Source organism: Defluviitalea raffinosedens (genome assembly GCF_016908775.1).
Classification (GTDB): Bacteria; Bacillota; Clostridia; order Lachnospirales; family Defluviitaleaceae; genus Defluviitalea; species Defluviitalea raffinosedens.
Genome location: NZ_JAFBEP010000002.1, coordinates 189449 through 209110 on the forward strand (window position 1 = coordinate 189449; position 19662 = coordinate 209110).

Below are 19662 nucleotides of genomic sequence, written 5' to 3' on the forward strand. Positions count from 1 at the left end.
TGAAGGCAAGTCACTTTTTTTTAATTCTGCTTCTCATTATTTTCCCAATGGTGGCATGCAACATAATGCCCCGGTTTTACTTCCTGTAATGCAGGTCTTTCAGCCCTGCATTTTTCTGTTGCCATAGGACATCTGTCTACAAATTTACATCCTTTTGGAGGATTGATCGGGCTTGGAACATCCCCTTGTAAAACAATTCTCTCTCTTTTTCTTTGAATCTCCGGGTCTGGAATAGGAATAGCCGATAAAAGTGCTTTAGTGTATGGATGAATTGGATTTTCATATAATTCATCACTATCCGCTAACTCTACTATGGATCCTAAATACATTACCGCTACCCTGTCAGAAATATATCTTACCATGGACAGATCATGTGCAATAAAAAGATACGTCAGTCCCATCTTTTGCTGAAGCTCTTCCAAAAGGTTTACTACCTGAGCCTGAATAGATACATCCAATGCGGAAATCGGCTCATCACATACTATAAATTCAGGATTAACTGCCAGAGCTCTTGCAATCCCTATTCTTTGCCTTTGTCCTCCGCTAAATTCATGGGGAAATCGATTGGCGTGCTCTTTATTTAAACCTACTAATTCAAGGAGCTCATGAATCCGATCGATCCTATCCTGCCCTTTTAAGAGGTTATGAATATCAATACCTTCTCCTATAATATTAGAAACCAGCATTCTGGGATTTAAAGAAGCATAAGGATCCTGGAAAATCATTTGGGCACTCTTTGTAAAATCCTTTGCTGCTTTGCCTTTAAGCTTAGAAATATCTTGTCCTTTAAACTCTATGGTTCCTTCTGTGGCAGGATAAATATTAAGAAGAGTTCTTCCTGTCGTGGACTTACCGCATCCTGATTCTCCAACCAATCCAAGAGTTTCACCCTTATATATATCAAAAGAAATATCGTCCACTGCTTTAAGATAAACGCCTTTTTCTACTTCAAAATATTTCTTGAGATTTCTTACTTTAATAAGGACTTCCTTTTCTTTATTTTTCATTATTATTTTACACCTCCCTGGGCCGGAGACTTTTTAGCTATTTCAGTCGGATTCTCTACCTTCGGTGCCAGTTCATGATTCAGCCAGCATGCAGAGTATTGGTTCTCTCCTGTTTTAAACTGCGGAGGCATCTGTTTTCTGCAAATCTCCATTGCATGCTCGCATCGATCTGCAAAAGGGCATCCTTTCGGCGGTGCTAATAAATCCGGAGGTGTACCTTCGATAGAATCCAATTTTCCGTTTTCTTTTCTAAGATCCAGGCGTGGTACGGATTTTAACAATCCCCATGTATAAGGATGTTTGGAATGATAGAAGATTTCATCTGTTGTACCACTTTCTACAATCTTTCCTCCGTACATAACGATGATTCTTTGGGCTGAATGGGCTACAACTCCCAAATCATGGGTAATCAATATGATAGATGTGTTAATCTTTTTCTGCAGATCCCTCATTAAGTCCAATATTTGAGCTTGTATCGTTACGTCTAAAGCTGTAGTAGGCTCATCCGCAATCAAAATCTGAGGATTACATACCAGAGCAATAGCAATCATTGCCCTTTGTCTCATACCTCCTGAAAATTGATGAGGGTATTCATTAAATCTTTGTTCTGGATTAGGGATTTGCACCAACTTAAGCATTTCTAAGGCTTTTTCTTTTGCTGTCGCCCCATCTATCTTTTGGTGTCTTTTTAATCCTTCCATGATCTGTTTTCCCACAGTCATCGTCGGATTTAAAGAAGTCATAGGATCCTGAAAAATCATTCCTATCTGGCTACCTCTGATTTTTTGCATTTCTTTTTCACTGGTATTTAGAATATCTTTGCCGTTAAACAGAATTTGTCCACCTTTATATTTTACAGGAGGTTCAGGATTAAGTCGCATTAAGGATTTCGCTGTAACAGATTTTCCTGAACCGGACTCTCCTACAATCGCTAAAGTTTCTCCTTCATAAAGATCAAAAGAAATATCCCTTACCGCCTGAACTTCGCCGGCATAGGTATCGAACACAACTTCTAAGTTCTTAACCTCTAATATTTTTTTCATGAGACTCACCTCCTATTTTCTAAGTCTTGGATCAAGGGCATCCCTAAGTCCGTCCCCTAATAAATTAAAAGCAAACATAGTTAAACTGATCGCAATGGCTGGAACCAGCAATTGGTGCGGAAATTGTCTGAAAATCTTTGCCCCCTGGTTTGCCAAAGATCCCCAAGATGCATAAGGCACAGGCACTCCAAGACCGATAAAGCTTAAAAATGCTTCTGCAAAAATCATTTTAGGAATCATCATGGTCATATCCACAATAATAGGTCCCATGGTATTTGGAATAAGATGTTTTAAAATAATTCTTTTAGAATCGGCTCCCAAGGTTTTTGCAGCGATTACATATTCCGAATGCTTAAGCCTCATCACTTCTCCACGGACAATACGGGCTGTTCCCATCCATCCTGTTACAATTAATACGATACTGATCGGTTTAATTCCCGGATCCATTACTGTAAGCAGCAAAATGGTGTAAAGCATATCCGGTACCGTCATTAATATTTCAACAACACGCATAAGGAGATCATCGACTTTGCCCCCAATATATCCTGATACTCCCCCATAAATGATTCCAAAAATAGCTGTTATGAACACTGATATAAATGCAATAAAGAAGGAAATACGTCCGCCTTCCCATAATCGAGTAAACAGATCTCTTCCAAATTCGTCCGTCCCAAACCAATGGGTTTTATTAAACCATTTTTCTCCCTTAGTTTCTACAACTAAATTGGAACCTTTTTTATCAAATTTTATCCCTCTGAAATCAGGATCCTGTGCAAGCAATTTTTCACCTTCAGCATTGAGCTTGTCTACAATACTCGCCCATGTATCTGTATTCTCAACATCTATAACGAGTTGATATTCTTTTTTATCTCCCTGCCAGGATTCATCTGCCTGGTTTCCAATTTTAAAGCCTAATTTACCGGCAGATTTAAGCTGAACATTTTTAAACTTAACTTTACTTTTACGATAATTAGGCACATATTCTCCATATTTAAAAACATCATTGGATATAAGCGTAATACTTCTGGCGTTGCTCATAATAGGTGTTTGATTCTGCTCTGCCAGGTTTTGCTTATCATAGGTATGCCCGTATAAAGATTTTGAAATAATCGGTCCTACAATTGACATAATGATTAAAATTATTAAAACGTAAAATGAGACCATTGCCACTTTATTGTTTTTCAGCCTTCTGTATGCATCCTTCCAATAGGATAAACTCGGTCTTTTGATTTCTCCGGCAGCCTTTAAATTTTTGCCTACATGAGTAAAATCACTCTTATCTAATTTCATATCAGTCATCTATTTTCCTCCTTTCCCTGCGATTCTAAGTCTAGGATCTATAAAACCATAGACGATGTCTACTATTAAAATAGAAAGGATAATCAATGCGGCATAGAAAATAGTAATACCCATGATCATAGGATAATCCTGCTCCGTAATTGTAGAAACGAAATATTCACCCAATCCGGCTACAGCGAAAATCTTTTCAACAACGATTGATCCTGTAATAAGGGATGCAAATAACGGCCCTAATACAGTAATAACGGGCATAATGGCATTTCTTAGCACATGTTTCCATACCGTTTGATATTTTGAAAGCCCTTTGGATTTTGCCGTACTGATGTAATCCTGCCCAAGTACTTCAAGAGTAGTTGTACGCATTAATCTTGATATTGTAGCCAAAGAACTTAATGCCAGGGTAATAGACGGTAAAATAAGTGACCATTGAGTTTTATCTACAGTTACAGGGAACCATCCTAACTGAACGCCAAAAAAATAAGCCAATATAGGTCCTAAAATAATTGAGGGTATGGATACTCCGATGATTGCAATAATAATGGACAAATAATCCATTGCTTTTTGATGATTAAGCGCTGCAAGGACTCCCAAAAAGATACCAAGGACCACAGCAATAATCAAAGCTCTCCATCCCAACGCAAAAGATTTTGGGAAACTTTGTCTGATCATATCCGTTACAGAACGGCCTGGATATTTTATAGATGTTCCCAGGTCTCCTTTGGCAATATTTTTCATATAAATAATATATTGTTCGGAAAGGGACTTATCTAAACCATATTTTACTCTTAATGCTTGTTTGACTTCCGGCTTTAATTTTGGATCAGTAAATGGATCATTAGGAAGTGCATGCATTAAAAAAAATGTCAGAGTTGCTATGACCCAGAGCGTTCCCAATGCCATCAAAAGCCGTTTTAAAATATACTTTAGCACTCTTATACCTCCTGCCTAAGCTTTCTTGATACTAAGAGAGGTATATGTATATGCACATATACCCCTCTCTCTATAGTGTTTTTAATAGCTTCTTAATTTATTGTTGCTTTTCTGCGTTTTTTGCATTCATGTCAATATCTGTCCAATAGAAATCTGTAGTTGCTCCTACTCCTCTGATTACAACACCAGTTACATAGTTTTTGAATGTGAAATGAACATTTCTGTAGTACATTGGTGCTATAACAGCATCTTCTATAACAATTTTCTCTGCATCATACAGATATTGAATACGTGTTGCTGCATCCTTTTCTTGCTTTGCTGCCTGAATTAACTTGTCGTATTCAGGATTATTATATTTACCGTTATTGTTTGGATTTACTGATTCAAACAATTCCAAGAAAGTCATGGCATCAGGATAATCAGGGCCCCATCCGGAAGCACTCATTCCAAAATCACCGTTTTGAAGTCTTGTTAATCTTTCTGCCCATGGAAGCGGAACAAGGTTTACGTTAATTCCGATTTCCTTCCAGTCAGCCTGGAACTTTTCAGCAACTTTTTGGTCAATGTCTCCATCCCCGATGAGTAAGTCAAGGGTTGGCAATTCACTCATTCCTAATTCTTTAAGACCTGCAGCTAAATATTCTTTAGCTTTTTCCTTATTGTTATCTTCGAATAATTCTATTCCGTTTTCTTCACGGAAAGTTTTTTCAAGACCAGGGAAAGCTTCAGGAATAATTGCTAATGCTGGTTCATCTCCAATATTAATTTTTTCAACAAAAGATGTTCTGTCCATTGCATACATTAATGCTTTACGGATATTTGCATTTTGTGTAATTGGATTATCAAAATGGTTGAAATCAATATAGAATATACTAAAGTCGGAACGATTAATCATTGCTTGCAGATTTAATTGTTCCAATGTCGCCATATCTTCAAAATCAGGTACGTCTTTTGATTGAATTGCAGAACCATCTAAAGCTCCGGTTTTTAACAAGTTTGTTCTTGTTTCTACGTCGTTTACTATTTTCATATTGATCACATCAATATTAATGTTATCTTTATTCCAGTAATTTTCATTCTTAACTAATTTAAAGTAATCTTTATGAACCCATTCTGCAATTTTCCAAGGTCCGTTAGCAAGAAGTCCTTCTGCTTCGATACCATATTTGCTTGCAGCATTTTGCTCATTGTAGAATTCTTCTTTAACAGGTGCATATACCGCAAATGCAGTCAAGTTAGGGAAATATGGTGCTGGCACTGCCAGGGTAATTATAATATTATTTCCTTCTGCAACAGCTTTTACATTACTCCAAAGCTCATCTTTTTTAGCCTGGAATGCATTTAATTCTTCTTCTGTCATCGCTTCGATGCGTGCGGCTTGATCTTCTTCACTAAGATTTGCAAAGCTTGCATCTTTTTCTGTTAAGAAAGCAGCCTTATCATATGCTGCATAGTCAGCAGCGCCTTCGATATAATCAGCAATTAAGAAGCTGTATGCTCCTGATGTATCTACTGCCAATCTCCATGCAAAGAAGAAATCATCGGCTGTAATCGGAGTTCCATCAGCCCATTTTGCATCTTCTCGAAGTTCAAAAGTATAAGTGTTGGTTGCTTCATCATAGGTATAACCTTTGGCAACCCCCGGTTCAAGAGAAGAGTCATCTTTACCAAATCTCATTAAACCTTCCATAAACATATTTTCAACCTGTATATCTGGTTGCCCCCACATTTGTTGTGGATCCAAAGTTTGAGGTTCTGAAGACAAGTAGTAATCTAATACTTTCTCTCCCTCATAAGCGGATTCACTGTTTTGCTCTGTCTGCTGTCCTGCTTCACCAACTGTTTGCGTTTCATCTTTTGTGCCGCAAGCTGTTAATGCAACACCAAAAATCATAACAACAGCTAGGAACATAGACCATTGTTTTTTTAGTTTCATTGAATAGCCTCCTTAAATATTTTAATTAAAGTATTAAGCAATTAAAAACATGAATAGTATAGCACTAAAATTTTTATTTTGCAATTTAAATATTTCGATTTGCAATTATTTACACTTTATCTTGTCGGTTCCTAAAAATAAAATTAATTTGCTTAATACTTTGAAAAAACGTGGATTTTACAATATAATATAATTAAAAAGTAGCTCGCTTAGAAAAGAGGTTATAATATGGAAATTGAAAAAAAATACCTAGTTAATGAATTACCAGAAAATCTTGAAAAGTTTGAAAAAAGAGAGATTGTACAAGGATATATTTCAATTGATCCGACAATCAGGTTAAGAAAAAGTAATGATGAGTATTTCCTGACAGTTAAAAGCAAAGGACATCTTAAAAGAGAAGAGTTGGAATTTCCATTGACCAGGGAACAATTTGAAAATCTTTGGACTAAAGTAGATTCAGCTACTATTTATAAAACCCGATACAACATTCCCCTGGAAGATCGTCTCATTGCAGAATTGGATATTTACCACGGAGATCTCGAAGGACTATTTACTGTTGAAGTGGAATTTAAATCAGAAAAGGATTCAGAAAAGTTTGTTCCTCCCCATTGGTTTGGAAAAGATGTGACGCATGACAGCAGGTATAAAAACAGTAATATTGCTGTTTATGGAGTACCAAAAGAATAAAAATAAAACCATGACAAAAGTCATGGTTTTATTTTTAAATGCGGATGAAGGGAGTCGAACCCCCACGCCAAAGGCGCTAGATCCTAAGTCTAGTGCGTCTGCCAATTCCGCCACATCCGCTCATATTTAATTTTAAATGAATTATGAGCTACCCGGGACTCGAACCCGGGACACCTGGATTAAAAGTCCAGTGCTCTACCGGCTGAGCTAGTAGCCCATAAAAGACATAAAAAATGGCTGGGTAGGAAGGATTCGAACCTTCGCATGCAGGAGTCAAAGTCCTGTGCCTTACCGCTTGGCGACTACCCATCGTTCCTTAAGGGTGAATAGTGGGATTCGAACCCACGGCCTCCAGAGCCACAATCTGGCGCTCTAACCAGCTGAGCTATACCCACCATAACCATTCCTATTTAAAAATAATGGCGTGCCTGCAGGGATTCGAACCCCGGACACGTGGCTTAGAAGGCCACTGCTCTATCCTGCTGAGCTACAGGCACGTATCATGGAGCGGGTGATGGGAATCGAACCCACGTATCCAGCTTGGAAGGCTGGTGTTCTACCATTGAACTACACCCGCAAATGGTCGGGGTGACAGGATTCGAACCTGCGACCTCTTGATCCCAAATCAAGCGCTCTAGCCAAGCTGAGCCACACCCCGCGACAACTGACATCGATTATTATATCTGATTCACCTTTATTCGTCAATACTTTTTTTCAAAAAATTTCAGACCATCTTTAAACGGTTGATCTCTTTGTCTTTTCCAATGGTCATTATAGCTGGTTCTATTCTGCCATCACGATCGATATCCAATATGCCAAAAGTGGGGGTTATAGTCCCCCTGGGCTGGCTTATGCTTCCTGGATTGAAAATCAGAACGCGTCCGCTATATTCAATTAAAGGAATATGAGTATGACCGAAAAGTACTACATCCACTTCCTTTTCCTCTCCATAATAGCTTATTCTGTCATACCCCCATTTCACATTATGCTTATGACCATGAATCATTAATATTTTTTTGCCTCCGACACGGATAATCTTTTCCGTTGGAGAGGAGGAACCAAAATCACAGTTTCCTGCAACATAATGAACAGGAATATCAGGAAACTCTTTGCTTAGTTCTACTGCATCCAAATCATGATCCCCCAAATGAATGAACATGTCCATTCTGTCTTTAATTCTCTCGATAACACTTTTTGCAACGTAAAGAGCATGATGAGTATCACTGAAAATCAAAAGCTTCATTTATTCTAATTCCCCCAGTCGCTTTTTTAGCTCCCTTTTCATTTGCTCCAATGCCTTTCCCCTGTGACTGATCTTATTTTTTAAATCTCTTGGCATCTGGGCTGTTGTCATATCATATTCCGGGACATAGAAAATAGGATCATATCCAAAACCATTTTCCCCTTTTATTTCATATCCTATTCGTCCTTCTACAGTTCCTTTTGTAGTAATGATTTCTCCATCAGGAAATCCCGCTGCAATCACACATACGAACCTTGCCGTTCTTTTCTCATCCGGAACCCCTGATAACATGTCTAAAATCTTTTTATTTTTTATATCATAGGGTGTATTTTCTCCTTCAAAGCGAGCAGAATAAACACCCGGCGCTTTGTTAAGAAAGTCTATTTCAAGGCCTGAATCGTCTGCCATAACAATGTCATCTGTAATTTTCATGATCTCTTTCACTTTAATAATGGCATTTTCTTCAAAAGTAGTTCCGTCTTCTACTACGTCAATATTTATGCCTGCTTCTTCCATAGATACAACTTCTATATTCAAATCCTTCATAATTTCATTGATTTCCAGAATTTTCCCTTTGTTCTTTGTTGCAAATATAATTCTTCTCATTCATTACTTCCCCCGATAATATTAGCAATTTCACCCAATGCTTCTTTTTGCTTTTCAATGAGTTCTCTGGTCCCTTTATTGCCTAATTCAAGCAAATTGTTAAGCATTTCATAAGAAAAGGGATATTTTTCTCCTGTTCCCTGTACCTCTATATATTCTCCTTTGTCCGTCATGACTATATTCATGTCTACTTCTGCACGACTATCTTCTTCGTAACATAAATCTAGCAGAGGCGTTCCTTCTACAACCCCTACACTAATGGCAGAAACAAAATTTTTAATAGGCATCTCTTTAATCATTTCTTTTTGTAAAAGATGATAACAGGCATCTGCCAAAGCCACAAAACTTCCTGTGATTGAGGCTGTTCTCGTTCCTCCATCCGCCTGGATGACATCACAATCCAGTGTAATTGTCCTTTCACCCAATGCTTTAAAATCTACCACAGAACGTAAAGCACGTCCGATCAATCTTTGAATTTCTACAGAGCGGTTGTTCATTCTAAGTTTATTAATATCTCTTTGATTTCTGGTTTCAGTTGCTCTTGGCAGCATCGAATATTCTGCAGTAACCCAACCTTCTCCTGTGCCTTTTTTAAAAGGTGGAACTCTGTCTTCTACGCTGGCATTACAGATCACCTTTGTTTCTCCCATCTCTATAAGTACAGATCCTTCCGGATATTTAATATAATTACGTGTAATTTTTACAGGTCTTATCATCCCGTATTCTCTTTTGTCAACTCTTTCCATTCATTTTTCATCCTTTCTTCTAGCCAATCCTCTTTTTTGTACGCATCTATTATAGTTCCCTCTGGAAAATAATCTTTTTGTCCTTCAATAAGCACTGTAATATAATTTACTTCTGGCATTGAAAAACCTGTGGATAAAATTTGGGATACAATCCACTGCTCTCTTAAAGTTCCACCATAGTTTTTGATTTCTTCTGAGAAGTCCAAAATTAAATGATGGTCTTCAAGTGAATAACTAAGGAGCTTTGTTCCTTCCGGAATAATTTTGTCTTCTTTAGAAGTATCCCCTAAAAGTTCTGCAAATAATTCTTCCACCTTTTTTTCCTTTACAATATTAATCTGATGGGATGAAATTTGCTGTGAAAAGGCCGGTGAAACAAACATTAGCCCCATAAAGAGCAAAATAAAAAAATACGTTGATTCACTCATTGTACCTACCTCCTTATTATTTACCATTTTATACCATAAGGTAGGTAAGTACAAGCTGTTTTCATTGTGCCTTTTCTACATAATACTATACTATCATATTTTTTACCAAATTTAAATTTCATTTTTAGAAAATAATTTACATCATTTTTGTCTGATACAATAAAAAAATAGGGGCCCCGAAAGGCTCCCCTCTTATCTGTTCGTAGGATATTGTTCAAAAATTGTTAAAATGGCTTCGTAAAGCGCCTGAGCAGTTTTTTGCCTGAAATCATCAGATTTAAGAAGTGCTGCATCTTCCTTATGATCCACGAAAGCAATTTCTGTGATCACTGCAGGCATTTTTGTATTTTTAAGTACATAAAGTTCTGAACGTGCTTTAATTCCTCGATCCTTTGTTCCCAGTTTTTTTACCAAGGCATTTTGGAAAATCTGCGCCATTTTCTTCCCCGTCAGTCCAGGTCCTTGATCATTGCTGGTTGGGAAATATAAGACTTCAGTTCCTCTGTGTTGGCCGTTAAATGAGTTATTATGAATACTTAAGAATATATCTGCCTCTACCTCATTTGCCAGTGCAGCTCTCTCCTGAAGCGTTGGATAGGTGTCGGCGGTTCTGGTTGTATATACTTTGATGTCCGTATTTTTAAGCAGTTCATTAAGCTTCAAAGCAATAGACAAATTGGCTTCTTTTTCAATAACTCCATTCCCTGAAGCTCCCGGATCTTTTCCGCCATGGCCTGCATCTAAAACAATAATCTTTCTATACTTTTGGCTTGGCTTCACAATGGAAATGATAATGTATTCTGAATTCTCACTCACATTATATGAAAAAATACTTTTTTCATTAAAAGTAAGTTCTGTTTTCCCTTCGCTGTTTTTCCCAATCTGAATGGAATCGATTTTGCCATCCCCTATATGGAAAGTACCATAACCATATGTCGAAGAATAATCTCCAGGCAAAATAAGCTTATACACTTTATTAATGTAATCATCTTTATGAACAATGCTGTTAATGTTGAAAGCCTGTGAAGGTTTCTTTAACAGAACCAACGTACTGTCTCCATTACTGTACTGGATATTTTTATAGGTTGGGGTAAGAATTTGAACCGATATCCCGTCACTTCCCACTTGAGATAGGATGTACTCTGGCTGCCCGTTTAAATCCAGTACAATTCTATAGGTATTGGAATCATACTGCGCTGTTCTGATTCCCGTTACATATTGACCTTGTACAGATTTTTCAATGGATTGTAAAGCTGCTTCCGAATAAGGAAGATCGATGACTAGCCTGTTGGGATTGGTCAGGCGGAATACATTAGCCGCAGGACTTGTATTGCCGTAGATCGTCAATAGATCTCCGCTTGTATTTTGGCTTAATTCTACTTTCTTTATGATGGACTTCCTAAGTTGCACAATGACACTCATTCTGTCAGATGCCATAGTGATATCGTAAGATGCTGGAGTCTTTAAATCAAATACTACTCTTACAGTTTTCGGATTGGAACTGTATTGACTGGACCTTATAGATTTAACAAAGGGGTTGTTGGATACTTCTATATTGGTGTCCGAAACCTTTAAGTTTGCATTGATAATATCTACAACTATTCTACTATTGTCTAAAAGCATATCTTCAATTGAAGTAATGGGCGAACTTGCCGATATTTTAAACTGATATAATCCACTGGACGCATCTAAGGCTTTAACAGCCACGATATCGGTCGTAGGATTGGAAACACTCGTAATTGGAAGAGCTGGTGAAGTATCAGCTATATCTTCATCAGACTCCAAAATGATTGGGTTGAATGCCAACTGAGTCGGAAGATTCGAAACATTCGTTGAAGGAATTGTATACCCTGGCTCTTGAACATCTACTTTGTTTTCTGATTTATTCTCATCTGTTTTATTTCCTGCCTGATTGCCAACATTTTGATTTTCCCCGCCATTTTGAGGCGCATCAATCTTTATTTCCCGGGCAGCTTCCGACCATTGCACATTAAATCCTATTGTTTCAGCAACAAATCGAACTGGGATCATAACTTTATCATTAATAATTTTGGGTGGCATGGGAATATTCTTACTTTCCCCATTCACCCAGGCCTGATTGCTGTTGATCTTAAGAATGACCAATGTATCATCCATGCCAATATAAACTTCTTTTGCTGCAGCTTTCCATTCTACAACAGCATTCATTGCCTCAAAAACTTCTCTGGTAGGTACCAGTGTATTTCCATTAAAAATAATGGGAGGCATCACCGATTGGACTTCTTTTCCTTTTACAATTAATTTAATGGGCGCTTCGTTATAGATATGAAGTTGCCCATCATAATTCAACGCCAATGCGTCTGCATAAACATTATGTACCATTGATAAATTTAAGAAAAATGCCAATCCTAATATAAACGTTATATATCTGAAAAACTTCATTATTCTACCTCCATACTCTTTTTAGTCTTCCTTAATTGTCATACTGATTTTACCATATAAAAATTATATCAGAATTTGATGGTTGATAAAAGCATATCAGTAATTTGAAATAATCTTGTAATATTTAAATATTTCCAAGTAATCTTTGTCGAATTTTTTTCTCTCTTTTCTGGGCAAACTATATGGGGAGGTGTCTCATATGAGTGATATAAATTGCACGCATCAATGCCGTCATCAGCTCGATGGAAAATGTACATTGGACAGAACAACCAGTGTATCTCAATGCATTGATGACGATTTCTCAATTGATTGTCCTTATTTTGAGACTTCTCTTAAGGAAGAATACTCCCATCCCAAAGAATATCTTAAATAAAAAAGGAACAGATTGAAGATCATCTGTTCCTTTAGGACTAAGGAAGAAATTTTAAAAATTCTTCTTCTGTGATAATCGGAATACCCAATTCTTTTGCCTTTTTATTCTTCGAAGAATTGGAGTGAATATCATTATTAATTAAATAATCCGTATTACCCGTTACTGTTCCTGTCACTTTTCCTCCCAGGGATTCTATTTTTTCTTTTAATTCTTTTCTGTTTTTAAAGTGTTCCACACTCCCTGTGATTACAAAAGTTTTGCCTGCCAGAACTTGGACATTATCATCTTTTTGCTTTTCTTTGATCCTTAATACACTTTGCAACTTCTTAACTCGCTCTTTATTCTCCTCCTGACTAAAGTAACTGAATATGGAATGGGCAATCACTCCTCCAAATCCTTCGATCTCCATGAGATCTTCCATCGTACATTGAAGGATTCTGTCTAAGTCATACTGATAATGTTTGCATAATAACTTGGCATTGCTTAAACCTACATGATTTAAGCCCAGAGCATATATAAAATTAGGCAGTTCAACATCTTTTGATTTCTCTATGGAATGGATCAGATTATTATAGGACTTTTCTCCGAATCCTTCCATATTCTTTATTTCCTCTTCATAATTATGTAAATAATAGATATCAATAAAGACTTTTATGAAACCTTTGGCAACGAACTTTTCAAGGGTTGCTTCTGAAAGGCCTTCAATATTCATAGCATCTCTGGAAACAAAATGGGTCAGAGCTTTAATTCTTTGGGCACTGCAGTTAGGATTGGTACAGTATAGGGCTTTACCTTCTCTAAGCTGCCTTATTTCCGTTTCTCCTTTGCATACAGGGCATTCCCTGGGTATTTCAATATTATTGCTTCTGGTTAAATTCTCCGCAATCTGAGGAATGATCATATTGGCCTTATATACCTTTATGGTATCCCCAATACCCAACTGAAGTTCTTCCAAAATGCTTAAATTATGTACACTGGCACGATTTACTGTTGTTCCTTCCAGTTCCACACTTTCAAATACAGCCACAGGATTAATCAATCCGGTTCTGGAGGTATTCCACTGAATATATAAGAGTTTGGTTTCCTTCATTTCATCTTTCCATTTGAACGCAATAGAGTCTCTTGGAAACTTAGCCGTGGTTCCTAAGGATTCAGAGTAAGATATACTGTCATAGGTAAGAACTAAACCATCCGAGCCAAAATCGTTTAATGGAATGTTCTTTTCAAATTCATAAACTTTTTCTTCAATATTTCCCCTATCTACCAGTTTATGTTCCACAACATCAAACCCCATGGCTTCCAGCCATTTTAATTGATTTAACTTGGAATCTCCAAAGTCTTTCCCCTCTGCAGTAACAAGGCTAAAAGCAAAAAAGTAAACATTTCTTTTGGCCGTAACTTCATTGTTCAGCTGCCTTACACTGCCGCTGCATAAATTCCGGGGATTCTTGTATTGTTCTTCTGGAGAAAGCTTTTCATTGATTTTTTCAAAGTCAGAATACTTAATCACTGCTTCTCCCCTTAAAATCAATTCCTCTTTAAAAGGAATCTGCAGAGGAATATTTTTAAATACCTTTGCATTATTCGTTACGTCTTCGCCTATTTCACCGTTCCCCCTGGTGACTGCCTGCTGCAAATGCCCTTCCCTATAGGTAAGAACAATAGTAAGACCGTCCAATTTCCAGGAAAGAATCCCTTTCTGATTCCCTAAGAAGCTCTTTAACTTGGAAATGTCCTTCGTCTTGTCCAGGGATAACATCCTTTGATTATGTCTTACTTTTGGAAGACTGCTAAGGAGTGCATACCCTACCTTCTGAGTAGGACTATCCGCCAATACAATGCCGGTTTCTTTCTCTAATCTTTCCAATTCATCATAGAGAGCATCATATTCCTGATTGGACATGATTTCTCTATCTTCCTGATAATACGCTTTAGACGCCTCGTTTAGAATACGAATCAATTCTTTCATTCTTTTCATACTTTCCATATTCTTTCTCCTTATATAAAGCATTCTTATGTAGTGAGCATCATAAATATATTGTATTCTTCTATGATACAACAATATATAAAAAAAATACAGACTCCCTGGTCTGTATTTTTATTTGCTGATTAATTTTCTCTCCATGTCATTAAGAAAACGAATTTTGTTTTGGGTCATGGCGGTATACTGCTCCTGCGTTATCTTCCCGTTATCCAGAAGCTTCCCGGCAAATTCAATAAACTTCTTTGTAACTTCAATTAATCTCACAATTTCAGGACTATTTTCGTTCTTCATGACATCCCACTTTCCTGGTTAATATTGTCTCTATAGAGAAAATCGGAATCATTCATTGAATCGATTAACTGAATGCATTATAACATAATTTACTTTTTATTACAATTTTTCCATGAGTTTAAATTTGCCAAAATAATTAAATAAATGCATTTATCTTTGATTATCTTTATTTTTTATAGAATTACTTCGATTTATTCCACTTTTTATAAATTAATTTTATTGAACCAGCTTCAATTTCGCTAGTCTGGCCATTAATTTTTTGCTTCCAAATTTAGGGAATAATACTGTAACTTCATAATCCGCTCCTGCATAGCGAATATCTTCCACCGTTCCTACTCCAAACTTTATATGTTTCACTAAATCTCCGCATCCAAATTCCAGAGGAGAATTGTCAGAAGAACTATTGGCGTTGTTTGATACAGCACCCTGATAAGGTGTATAAGTATGCAGTACTTTATTCTTTGGTCTTATTCCAGCTAAAGGATCCGTTGCCTTTTTGGCTTTGCTTCCGACGGCAATCAGTTCTTGGGGAAGTTCGGAAATAAATCTAGAAGCCCTGTTATATTGTGTAAGCCCCCTGAGCATCCTGGACTTGGCATAACATAAATAAAGTTTTTGCCTTGCCCTTGTAATACCTACATAGCACAATCTTCTTTCTTCTTCAACTGCATCTTCATTTTCGGATACAACACTCATATAACTGGGGAAGATACCTTCTTCCATACCGGTAATAAAAACATAAGGAAATTCCAACCCTTTTGCACTATGAAGGGTCATTAATACTACTGCATTATTTTCTGCATCATAGTTATCAATATCCGCCACAAGAGAAACTTCCTCCAAAAATCCTTCAAGACTTGGTTCTTCTGCATTTTGATCATAATCTGCTGCTTTAGATATCAATTCTTTGATGTTTTGTATTCTTTCTTTTGACTCTTCTGTATTTTCTTCTTCCAGCTCTTTTAAATAACCTGTGCGTTCCAGTACATTCTCAATAAGTTCCATAACGGTTCCCAGCTGGGATTGCGCTTGCAAAACTCCAATTAAATCTGCAAACTTTTTTAACTTTGATGCTGCTCGTCCAAATTGTGATACGATTTCATCCTCTCTGATCACATCAAAAAAACTCATATCATAATTTGAAGCAACTTCTTCTACTTTACCAATGGTTGTATCTCCAATACCCCTCTTGGGTACATTAATAATTCTCTTTAAAGATAAATCATCCGAAGGGTTTAAAATCACTCTTAAATATCCCAATAAATCTTTGATTTCTTTTCTCTCGTAGAATCTGACACCCCCAAGCAGTCGATAAGGGATTCCATGTTTTATAAAGTGTTCTTCTACTACACGGGATTGAGCGTTGGTGCGATAGAGCACAGCAAAATCCTTATATTCTTTTCCTCTTTTTTCGATTTGCTTTACAATTTCATTTGCAACAAACTCTGCTTCCTCATGTTCATTTTCCGTTTCACGAACATCTATTAAATCTCCCTGCTCATTTTCCGTCCAAAGCGCCTTTGCTTTTCTTCCATAATTATTCTTAATCACTGCATTGGCTGCATCCAATATTACCTTGGTAGAACGGTAATTTTGCTCCAGTTTAATGACCTTTGCGTTTTTAAAGTCTTTTTCAAAGTCCAGTATATTTCTTATGTTTGCCCCTCTCCAGCCGTAAATACTCTGGTCATCATCTCCTACAACGCAAAGATTTTCGTGCTTTGAGGCCAATAATCTTACCAATCTGTACTGGGCAGTATTGGTATCCTGATACTCATCTACCATGATGTATTCAAATCTGTTTTGATAATGTTCCAAGACATCTGGATGGTAAATAAATAATTCTACGGTTTTAAAAATAATGTCATCAAAGTCCAAGGCGTTATTTCCTGCTAATTTTTTCTGATAAAGGGTATAAATATGGGCTAATTTTTCTTTTCTGAAATCCCCTGCACTATTTTTTTCATACTCACTGGCAGAAATCAACTCATTTTTTTGATTGCTGATTTCTCCCAGCACATAATTCACAGGATAATTTTTCTCATTGTAATTTAATTCTTTCAGGCATTCTTTAATCAGTGCCTTCTGGTCTGCCGTATCATAAATAGTAAAAGAACGGCTATAGCCGATCTTATCTATATCTCTTCTAAGAATTTTTACACAGGCTGAATGGAATGTACTTACCCAAATTTCTTCAGCTCCTTTTCCAACCAGCTGATCCACTCTTTCTCTCATTTCCTTAGCAGCTTTATTTGTAAATGTAATTGCAAGAATCTTCCATGGAAGAACATTTTTCTCTTGAATAAGATAAGCAATTCTATGGGTTAGTACTCTTGTTTTTCCAGAACCTGCTCCTGCCAGAATCAATACCGGCCCTTCTGTCTGCAGTACCGCTTCTTTTTGTTTTGGATTCAAACCCTCTACTAAATTCATACCTATTCTCCTTTTTTCTTTTCTAAACAAAAACCTTTCCAACAAAATGTGGAAAGGGTTTATAATTTATTATTTTTTTCTAATCGATCAAGTACCATATTATATCCATCTGAGCCATAAGTCAATGCCCTGTTGACTCTGCTGATAGTTGCTGTTGAAGCTCCCGTTTTCTCAGTAATCTCCGAATACGTTTTACGTTGTCTTAGCATCTTTGCCACTTCTAATCTTTGTGCCAGGGATTTAATCTCATGAATGGTACATATATCTTCAAAAAATGAATAGCATTCATCTATATTTTCAAGCAGTAAAATCGCCTCGAAAAGATGGTCCGTAGCATCATCTTTAATTTTTGAATTCATTGGAGTACTCCTTTCCAACTTTATCATACCAGTTCTTTAATATTGTATAGTATGAAAGGAGCACAAGTCAAGCTAAAAAACCTTTTAGCAATGCCACAGATGTATTCACAATCAAATGTTCCGGTATTTCCATTCCTTCAATAAGTTTTTCAATGTGTTCAAAATTTCCAACTTCATAAGATATATGCGCATCACTTCCAAAAACAAACGGCATATCCATCCTAATGCATTCATTAATAATTGCCCGGACTGTATCAGAACCTCCTGCTCTAAAACTGTCTGGCTTTAAGGAACTGTTATTGATCTCAAGAAGTGTACCATATTCTTTAGCCGCCTCAACGACAGCTTTAATATCTATAGGATACCTCGGATCCCCTGGATGTCCAATAATATCTATATGGGGATTTTGCATCACTTTAATCAATGCATTCGTATTTTCCTGGATGCTTCCAGGTTTTATGCATGGAGGATGGAAACTGGCTATAACCATATCAAGATTTTCCAATGTTTCTTCCTCCAGATCTACATGGCCTTCAAAATCTAAAATATTAACTTCTGCTCCCCTTAAAATTTCTACGCCATAGATCTTTTTGGGAATTACAATCAAATTATGAAAATGAAACAGATGGGCGCCGCCGGGAAGCGTTGCGGCATGGTCTGTAATAGCGATCAGTTCTAAGCCCTTATTAGCAGCTTCTTTTGCGTTTTCCTGCACTGTACTGTAAGCATGCCCACTGGCAACTGTATGACAGTGAGTGTCTAAAACATACTTCATTAAATTACATCTCCTTCAACTACGTTTCCTTAAATTCATCTTATGTATTCCGCTTTGCTTATTATGTCCATGTACTATTGTAACACATCCGATGAAATTTGAAAAATCAAGTTTTATTTAATACCTCTGTTTCGTCCCTGTTCTTTTGCCTGATAAAGTTTATGGTCTACAAATTTAAACAACTCATCCACAGCAAATTCACTGCTGTCTATCGTAAATAATCCAAAGGAAGCGGTAATATTAATTTTCTTATCGTCAAATCTGATCATTGTTTTTTCTATAGTTTTTCGGATTCTTTCCAGAACCTTATAGGCTTTTTCATTGCTGGTGTTGGGCAAGCATATTAAAAATTCTTCTCCTCCATACCTTGCTGCCCAATCCGATTCATTTCTGATAGAATTTAATAATATGTCACCAATTGCTTTTATGGCAATATCTCCTACATTATGACCGTACGTATCATTAATCGTCTTAAAATGATCAATATCAATCATGGCAATAGATAATGGATGTTTTTTATCACACTTGCTGATTTCCTGAGGTAACATTCTGTCCATATATCTTCTGTTATAAAGATTGGTCAAGGGATCTTTCATGATCAGGGTATTTAAATCTTGCACAATATTTTGCAAGTCATGTTCCCGACTGCGATAGATTGTTTCAATAACCAATCCCTCACTAATATCTTTAATCAGCTCTAAGACCAGTTTCCCGTTCTCTTCTATTGGAACAGAGAAAACCAATAACATTTTATCTCCAACGTGTTGTATTTTCATAAAAGATTTCTGGCTTTTTAATGCTTCAAGACCAATACATTTTGTACACGCTTTATGTTCCATTTCACAAGTATAACAAAAAGCAGAATCTTCTATGATTTCCCCGTCCTTGAAAAGAATTTTATTTGTAAAAGGTTCTACAATTCTGACACTGTCAAAGAGCTTCTTATATGCTTTAATCTGCTGTAATAAGTTATCATCAATTATACCATTCATTCGTACCCTTCCTCTTGCAATCCATTATCTGTTAGCACTAATTTGTTATTAATAAGTATTGTACATTTATAGTAATTTATTTCAGTATAAAATACAACATTATTATTAT

18 protein-coding genes and 7 tRNA genes are annotated in these 19662 nt (G+C 36.6%); 2 read left to right on the forward strand and 23 right to left on the reverse strand.

What is annotated here, in order from left to right:
* Positions 1–20: 20 nt before the first annotated feature.
* The 5 genes from JOD07_RS02805 to JOD07_RS02825 form a co-directional block, all read right to left on the reverse strand.
* Entirely contained in the window at positions 21–1007 is a 987-nt protein-coding gene (locus JOD07_RS02805; protein ID WP_158741324.1) for an ABC transporter ATP-binding protein, read from the reverse strand.
* A 2-nt stretch (positions 1008–1009) separates the two neighbouring features.
* On the reverse strand, positions 1010–2050 hold the full coding sequence (locus JOD07_RS02810) for an ABC transporter ATP-binding protein (RefSeq protein WP_158741323.1): 1041 nt from the start codon (positions 2048–2050) through the stop codon (positions 1010–1012).
* Positions 2051–2062: 12 nt separating this feature from the next.
* Positions 2063–3349, reverse strand: a complete 1287-nt coding sequence (locus JOD07_RS02815; RefSeq protein WP_158741322.1) for an ABC transporter permease — start codon at positions 3347–3349, stop codon at positions 2063–2065.
* Entirely contained in the window at positions 3350–4279 is a 930-nt protein-coding gene (locus tag JOD07_RS02820) for an ABC transporter permease (RefSeq protein WP_204612086.1), read from the reverse strand.
* A gap of 97 nt (positions 4280–4376) precedes the next feature.
* The gene (locus tag JOD07_RS02825; RefSeq protein ID WP_158741320.1) at positions 4377–6215 is read right to left on the reverse strand and encodes a peptide ABC transporter substrate-binding protein; all 1839 of its coding nucleotides are present in this window, start codon (positions 6213–6215) and stop codon (positions 4377–4379) included.
* A 228-nt stretch (positions 6216–6443) separates the two neighbouring features.
* Here JOD07_RS02825 and JOD07_RS02830 point away from each other — a divergent pair, with 228 nt between their 5' ends.
* Positions 6444–6902 carry a CYTH domain-containing protein gene (locus JOD07_RS02830; protein WP_158741319.1) on the forward strand — a complete coding sequence of 153 codons (459 nt, stop codon included), beginning with the start codon at positions 6444–6446 and terminating at the stop codon, positions 6900–6902.
* 39 nt (positions 6903–6941) lie between these two features.
* Here the strand turns inward: JOD07_RS02830 and JOD07_RS02835 are convergent.
* The 12 genes from JOD07_RS02835 to JOD07_RS02890 form a co-directional block, all read right to left on the reverse strand.
* Positions 6942–7022 (reverse strand) — tRNA-Leu (locus JOD07_RS02835).
* A gap of 24 nt (positions 7023–7046) precedes the next feature.
* Positions 7047–7119: transfer RNA gene (locus tag JOD07_RS02840), tRNA-Lys, on the reverse strand.
* 17 nt (positions 7120–7136) lie between these two features.
* A tRNA-Gln gene (locus tag JOD07_RS02845) sits at positions 7137–7211 on the reverse strand.
* Between the two features lie 12 nt (positions 7212–7223).
* Positions 7224–7297: transfer RNA gene (locus JOD07_RS02850), tRNA-His, on the reverse strand.
* Between the two features lie 25 nt (positions 7298–7322).
* Positions 7323–7399, reverse strand: a tRNA-Arg gene (locus tag JOD07_RS02855).
* Between the two features lie 6 nt (positions 7400–7405).
* A tRNA-Gly gene (locus JOD07_RS02860) sits at positions 7406–7479 on the reverse strand.
* A 3-nt stretch (positions 7480–7482) separates the two neighbouring features.
* Positions 7483–7560, reverse strand: a tRNA-Pro gene (locus JOD07_RS02865).
* 66 nt (positions 7561–7626) lie between these two features.
* A complete protein-coding gene (locus tag JOD07_RS02870; RefSeq protein WP_204612087.1) occupies positions 7627–8145 on the reverse strand; it encodes a metallophosphoesterase family protein in 519 nt (172 codons plus the stop codon).
* Positions 8146–8751: an XTP/dITP diphosphatase gene (locus JOD07_RS02875; RefSeq protein ID WP_158741317.1), complete on the reverse strand. Its 606-nt coding sequence runs from the start codon at positions 8749–8751 to the stop codon at positions 8146–8148. It lies immediately after the preceding gene.
* A complete protein-coding gene (gene rph, locus JOD07_RS02880; protein ID WP_158741316.1) occupies positions 8748–9497 on the reverse strand; it encodes a ribonuclease PH in 750 nt (249 codons plus the stop codon). The genes JOD07_RS02875 and rph overlap by 4 nt, the downstream gene beginning before the upstream one ends.
* Positions 9464–9925 carry a GerMN domain-containing protein gene (locus JOD07_RS02885; protein ID WP_204612097.1) on the reverse strand — a complete coding sequence of 154 codons (462 nt, stop codon included), beginning with the start codon at positions 9923–9925 and terminating at the stop codon, positions 9464–9466. The genes rph and JOD07_RS02885 overlap by 34 nt, the downstream gene beginning before the upstream one ends.
* A 192-nt stretch (positions 9926–10117) precedes the next feature.
* Positions 10118–12346 carry an N-acetylmuramoyl-L-alanine amidase family protein gene (locus JOD07_RS02890; protein ID WP_204612099.1) on the reverse strand — a complete coding sequence of 743 codons (2229 nt, stop codon included), beginning with the start codon at positions 12344–12346 and terminating at the stop codon, positions 10118–10120.
* A 199-nt stretch (positions 12347–12545) separates the two neighbouring features.
* On the opposite strand from JOD07_RS02890, the gene JOD07_RS02895 reads away from it, so the two are divergent.
* Positions 12546–12719, forward strand: coding sequence for a hypothetical protein (locus tag JOD07_RS02895; protein ID WP_158741313.1), 174 nt, complete (start codon positions 12546–12548; stop codon positions 12717–12719).
* Positions 12720–12756: 37 nt separating this feature from the next.
* On the opposite strand, the gene ligA is transcribed toward JOD07_RS02895, so the two are convergent.
* The 6 genes from ligA to JOD07_RS02925 all read right to left on the reverse strand — a co-directional run bounded on the left by ligA (position 12757) and on the right by JOD07_RS02925 (position 19553).
* Positions 12757–14706, reverse strand: coding sequence for an NAD-dependent DNA ligase LigA (gene ligA, locus JOD07_RS02900; RefSeq protein ID WP_204612101.1), 1950 nt, complete (start codon positions 14704–14706; stop codon positions 12757–12759).
* Between the two features lie 111 nt (positions 14707–14817).
* Complete coding sequence (locus tag JOD07_RS02905; RefSeq protein ID WP_158741311.1) at positions 14818–14994, reverse strand: hypothetical protein; 177 nt, start codon at positions 14992–14994, stop codon at positions 14818–14820.
* A 216-nt stretch (positions 14995–15210) separates the two neighbouring features.
* Complete coding sequence (gene pcrA / locus JOD07_RS02910; protein ID WP_158741310.1) at positions 15211–17427, reverse strand: DNA helicase PcrA; 2217 nt, start codon at positions 17425–17427, stop codon at positions 15211–15213.
* A 59-nt stretch (positions 17428–17486) separates the two neighbouring features.
* The gene (locus JOD07_RS02915; RefSeq protein WP_158741309.1) at positions 17487–17786 is read right to left on the reverse strand and encodes a YerC/YecD family TrpR-related protein; all 300 of its coding nucleotides are present in this window, start codon (positions 17784–17786) and stop codon (positions 17487–17489) included.
* Between the two features lie 67 nt (positions 17787–17853).
* A complete protein-coding gene (locus tag JOD07_RS02920) occupies positions 17854–18561 on the reverse strand; it encodes a phosphatase (RefSeq protein WP_158741308.1) in 708 nt (235 codons plus the stop codon).
* 113 nt (positions 18562–18674) lie between these two features.
* On the reverse strand, positions 18675–19553 hold the full coding sequence (locus JOD07_RS02925; RefSeq protein ID WP_158741307.1) for a GGDEF domain-containing protein: 879 nt from the start codon (positions 19551–19553) through the stop codon (positions 18675–18677).
* Positions 19554–19662: the final 109 nt, after the last annotated feature.

What these genes read in the sequence shown, in the direction of transcription:
- JOD07_RS02805 (WP_158741324.1), bottom strand. Translation starts at nt 1,007, where the DNA reads ATGAAAAATAAAGAAAAGGAAGTCCTTATTAAAGTAAGAAATCTCAAG.
- JOD07_RS02810 (WP_158741323.1), bottom strand. Translation starts at nt 2,050, where the DNA reads ATGAAAAAAATATTAGAGGTTAAGAACTTAGAAGTTGTGTTCGATACC.
- JOD07_RS02815 (WP_158741322.1), bottom strand. Translation starts at nt 3,349, where the DNA reads ATGACTGATATGAAATTAGATAAGAGTGATTTTACTCATGTAGGCAAA.
- JOD07_RS02825 (WP_158741320.1), bottom strand. Translation starts at nt 6,215, where the DNA reads ATGAAACTAAAAAAACAATGGTCTATGTTCCTAGCTGTTGTTATGATT.
- JOD07_RS02830 (WP_158741319.1), top strand. Translation starts at nt 6,444, where the DNA reads ATGGAAATTGAAAAAAAATACCTAGTTAATGAATTACCAGAAAATCTT.
- JOD07_RS02870 (WP_204612087.1), bottom strand. Translation starts at nt 8,145, where the DNA reads ATGAAGCTTTTGATTTTCAGTGATACTCATCATGCTCTTTACGTTGCA.
- JOD07_RS02875 (WP_158741317.1), bottom strand. Translation starts at nt 8,751, where the DNA reads ATGAGAAGAATTATATTTGCAACAAAGAACAAAGGGAAAATTCTGGAA.
- rph (WP_158741316.1), bottom strand. Translation starts at nt 9,497, where the DNA reads ATGGAAAGAGTTGACAAAAGAGAATACGGGATGATAAGACCTGTAAAA.
- JOD07_RS02885 (WP_204612097.1), bottom strand. Translation starts at nt 9,925, where the DNA reads ATGAGTGAATCAACGTATTTTTTTATTTTGCTCTTTATGGGGCTAATG.
- JOD07_RS02890 (WP_204612099.1), bottom strand. Translation starts at nt 12,346, where the DNA reads ATGAAGTTTTTCAGATATATAACGTTTATATTAGGATTGGCATTTTTC.
- JOD07_RS02895 (WP_158741313.1), top strand. Translation starts at nt 12,546, where the DNA reads ATGAGTGATATAAATTGCACGCATCAATGCCGTCATCAGCTCGATGGA.
- ligA (WP_204612101.1), bottom strand. Translation starts at nt 14,706, where the DNA reads ATGGAAAGTATGAAAAGAATGAAAGAATTGATTCGTATTCTAAACGAG.
- JOD07_RS02905 (WP_158741311.1), bottom strand. Translation starts at nt 14,994, where the DNA reads ATGAAGAACGAAAATAGTCCTGAAATTGTGAGATTAATTGAAGTTACA.
- pcrA (WP_158741310.1), bottom strand. Translation starts at nt 17,427, where the DNA reads ATGAATTTAGTAGAGGGTTTGAATCCAAAACAAAAAGAAGCGGTACTG.
- JOD07_RS02915 (WP_158741309.1), bottom strand. Translation starts at nt 17,786, where the DNA reads ATGAATTCAAAAATTAAAGATGATGCTACGGACCATCTTTTCGAGGCG.
- JOD07_RS02920 (WP_158741308.1), bottom strand. Translation starts at nt 18,561, where the DNA reads ATGAAGTATGTTTTAGACACTCACTGTCATACAGTTGCCAGTGGGCAT.
- JOD07_RS02925 (WP_158741307.1), bottom strand. Translation starts at nt 19,553, where the DNA reads ATGAATGGTATAATTGATGATAACTTATTACAGCAGATTAAAGCATAT.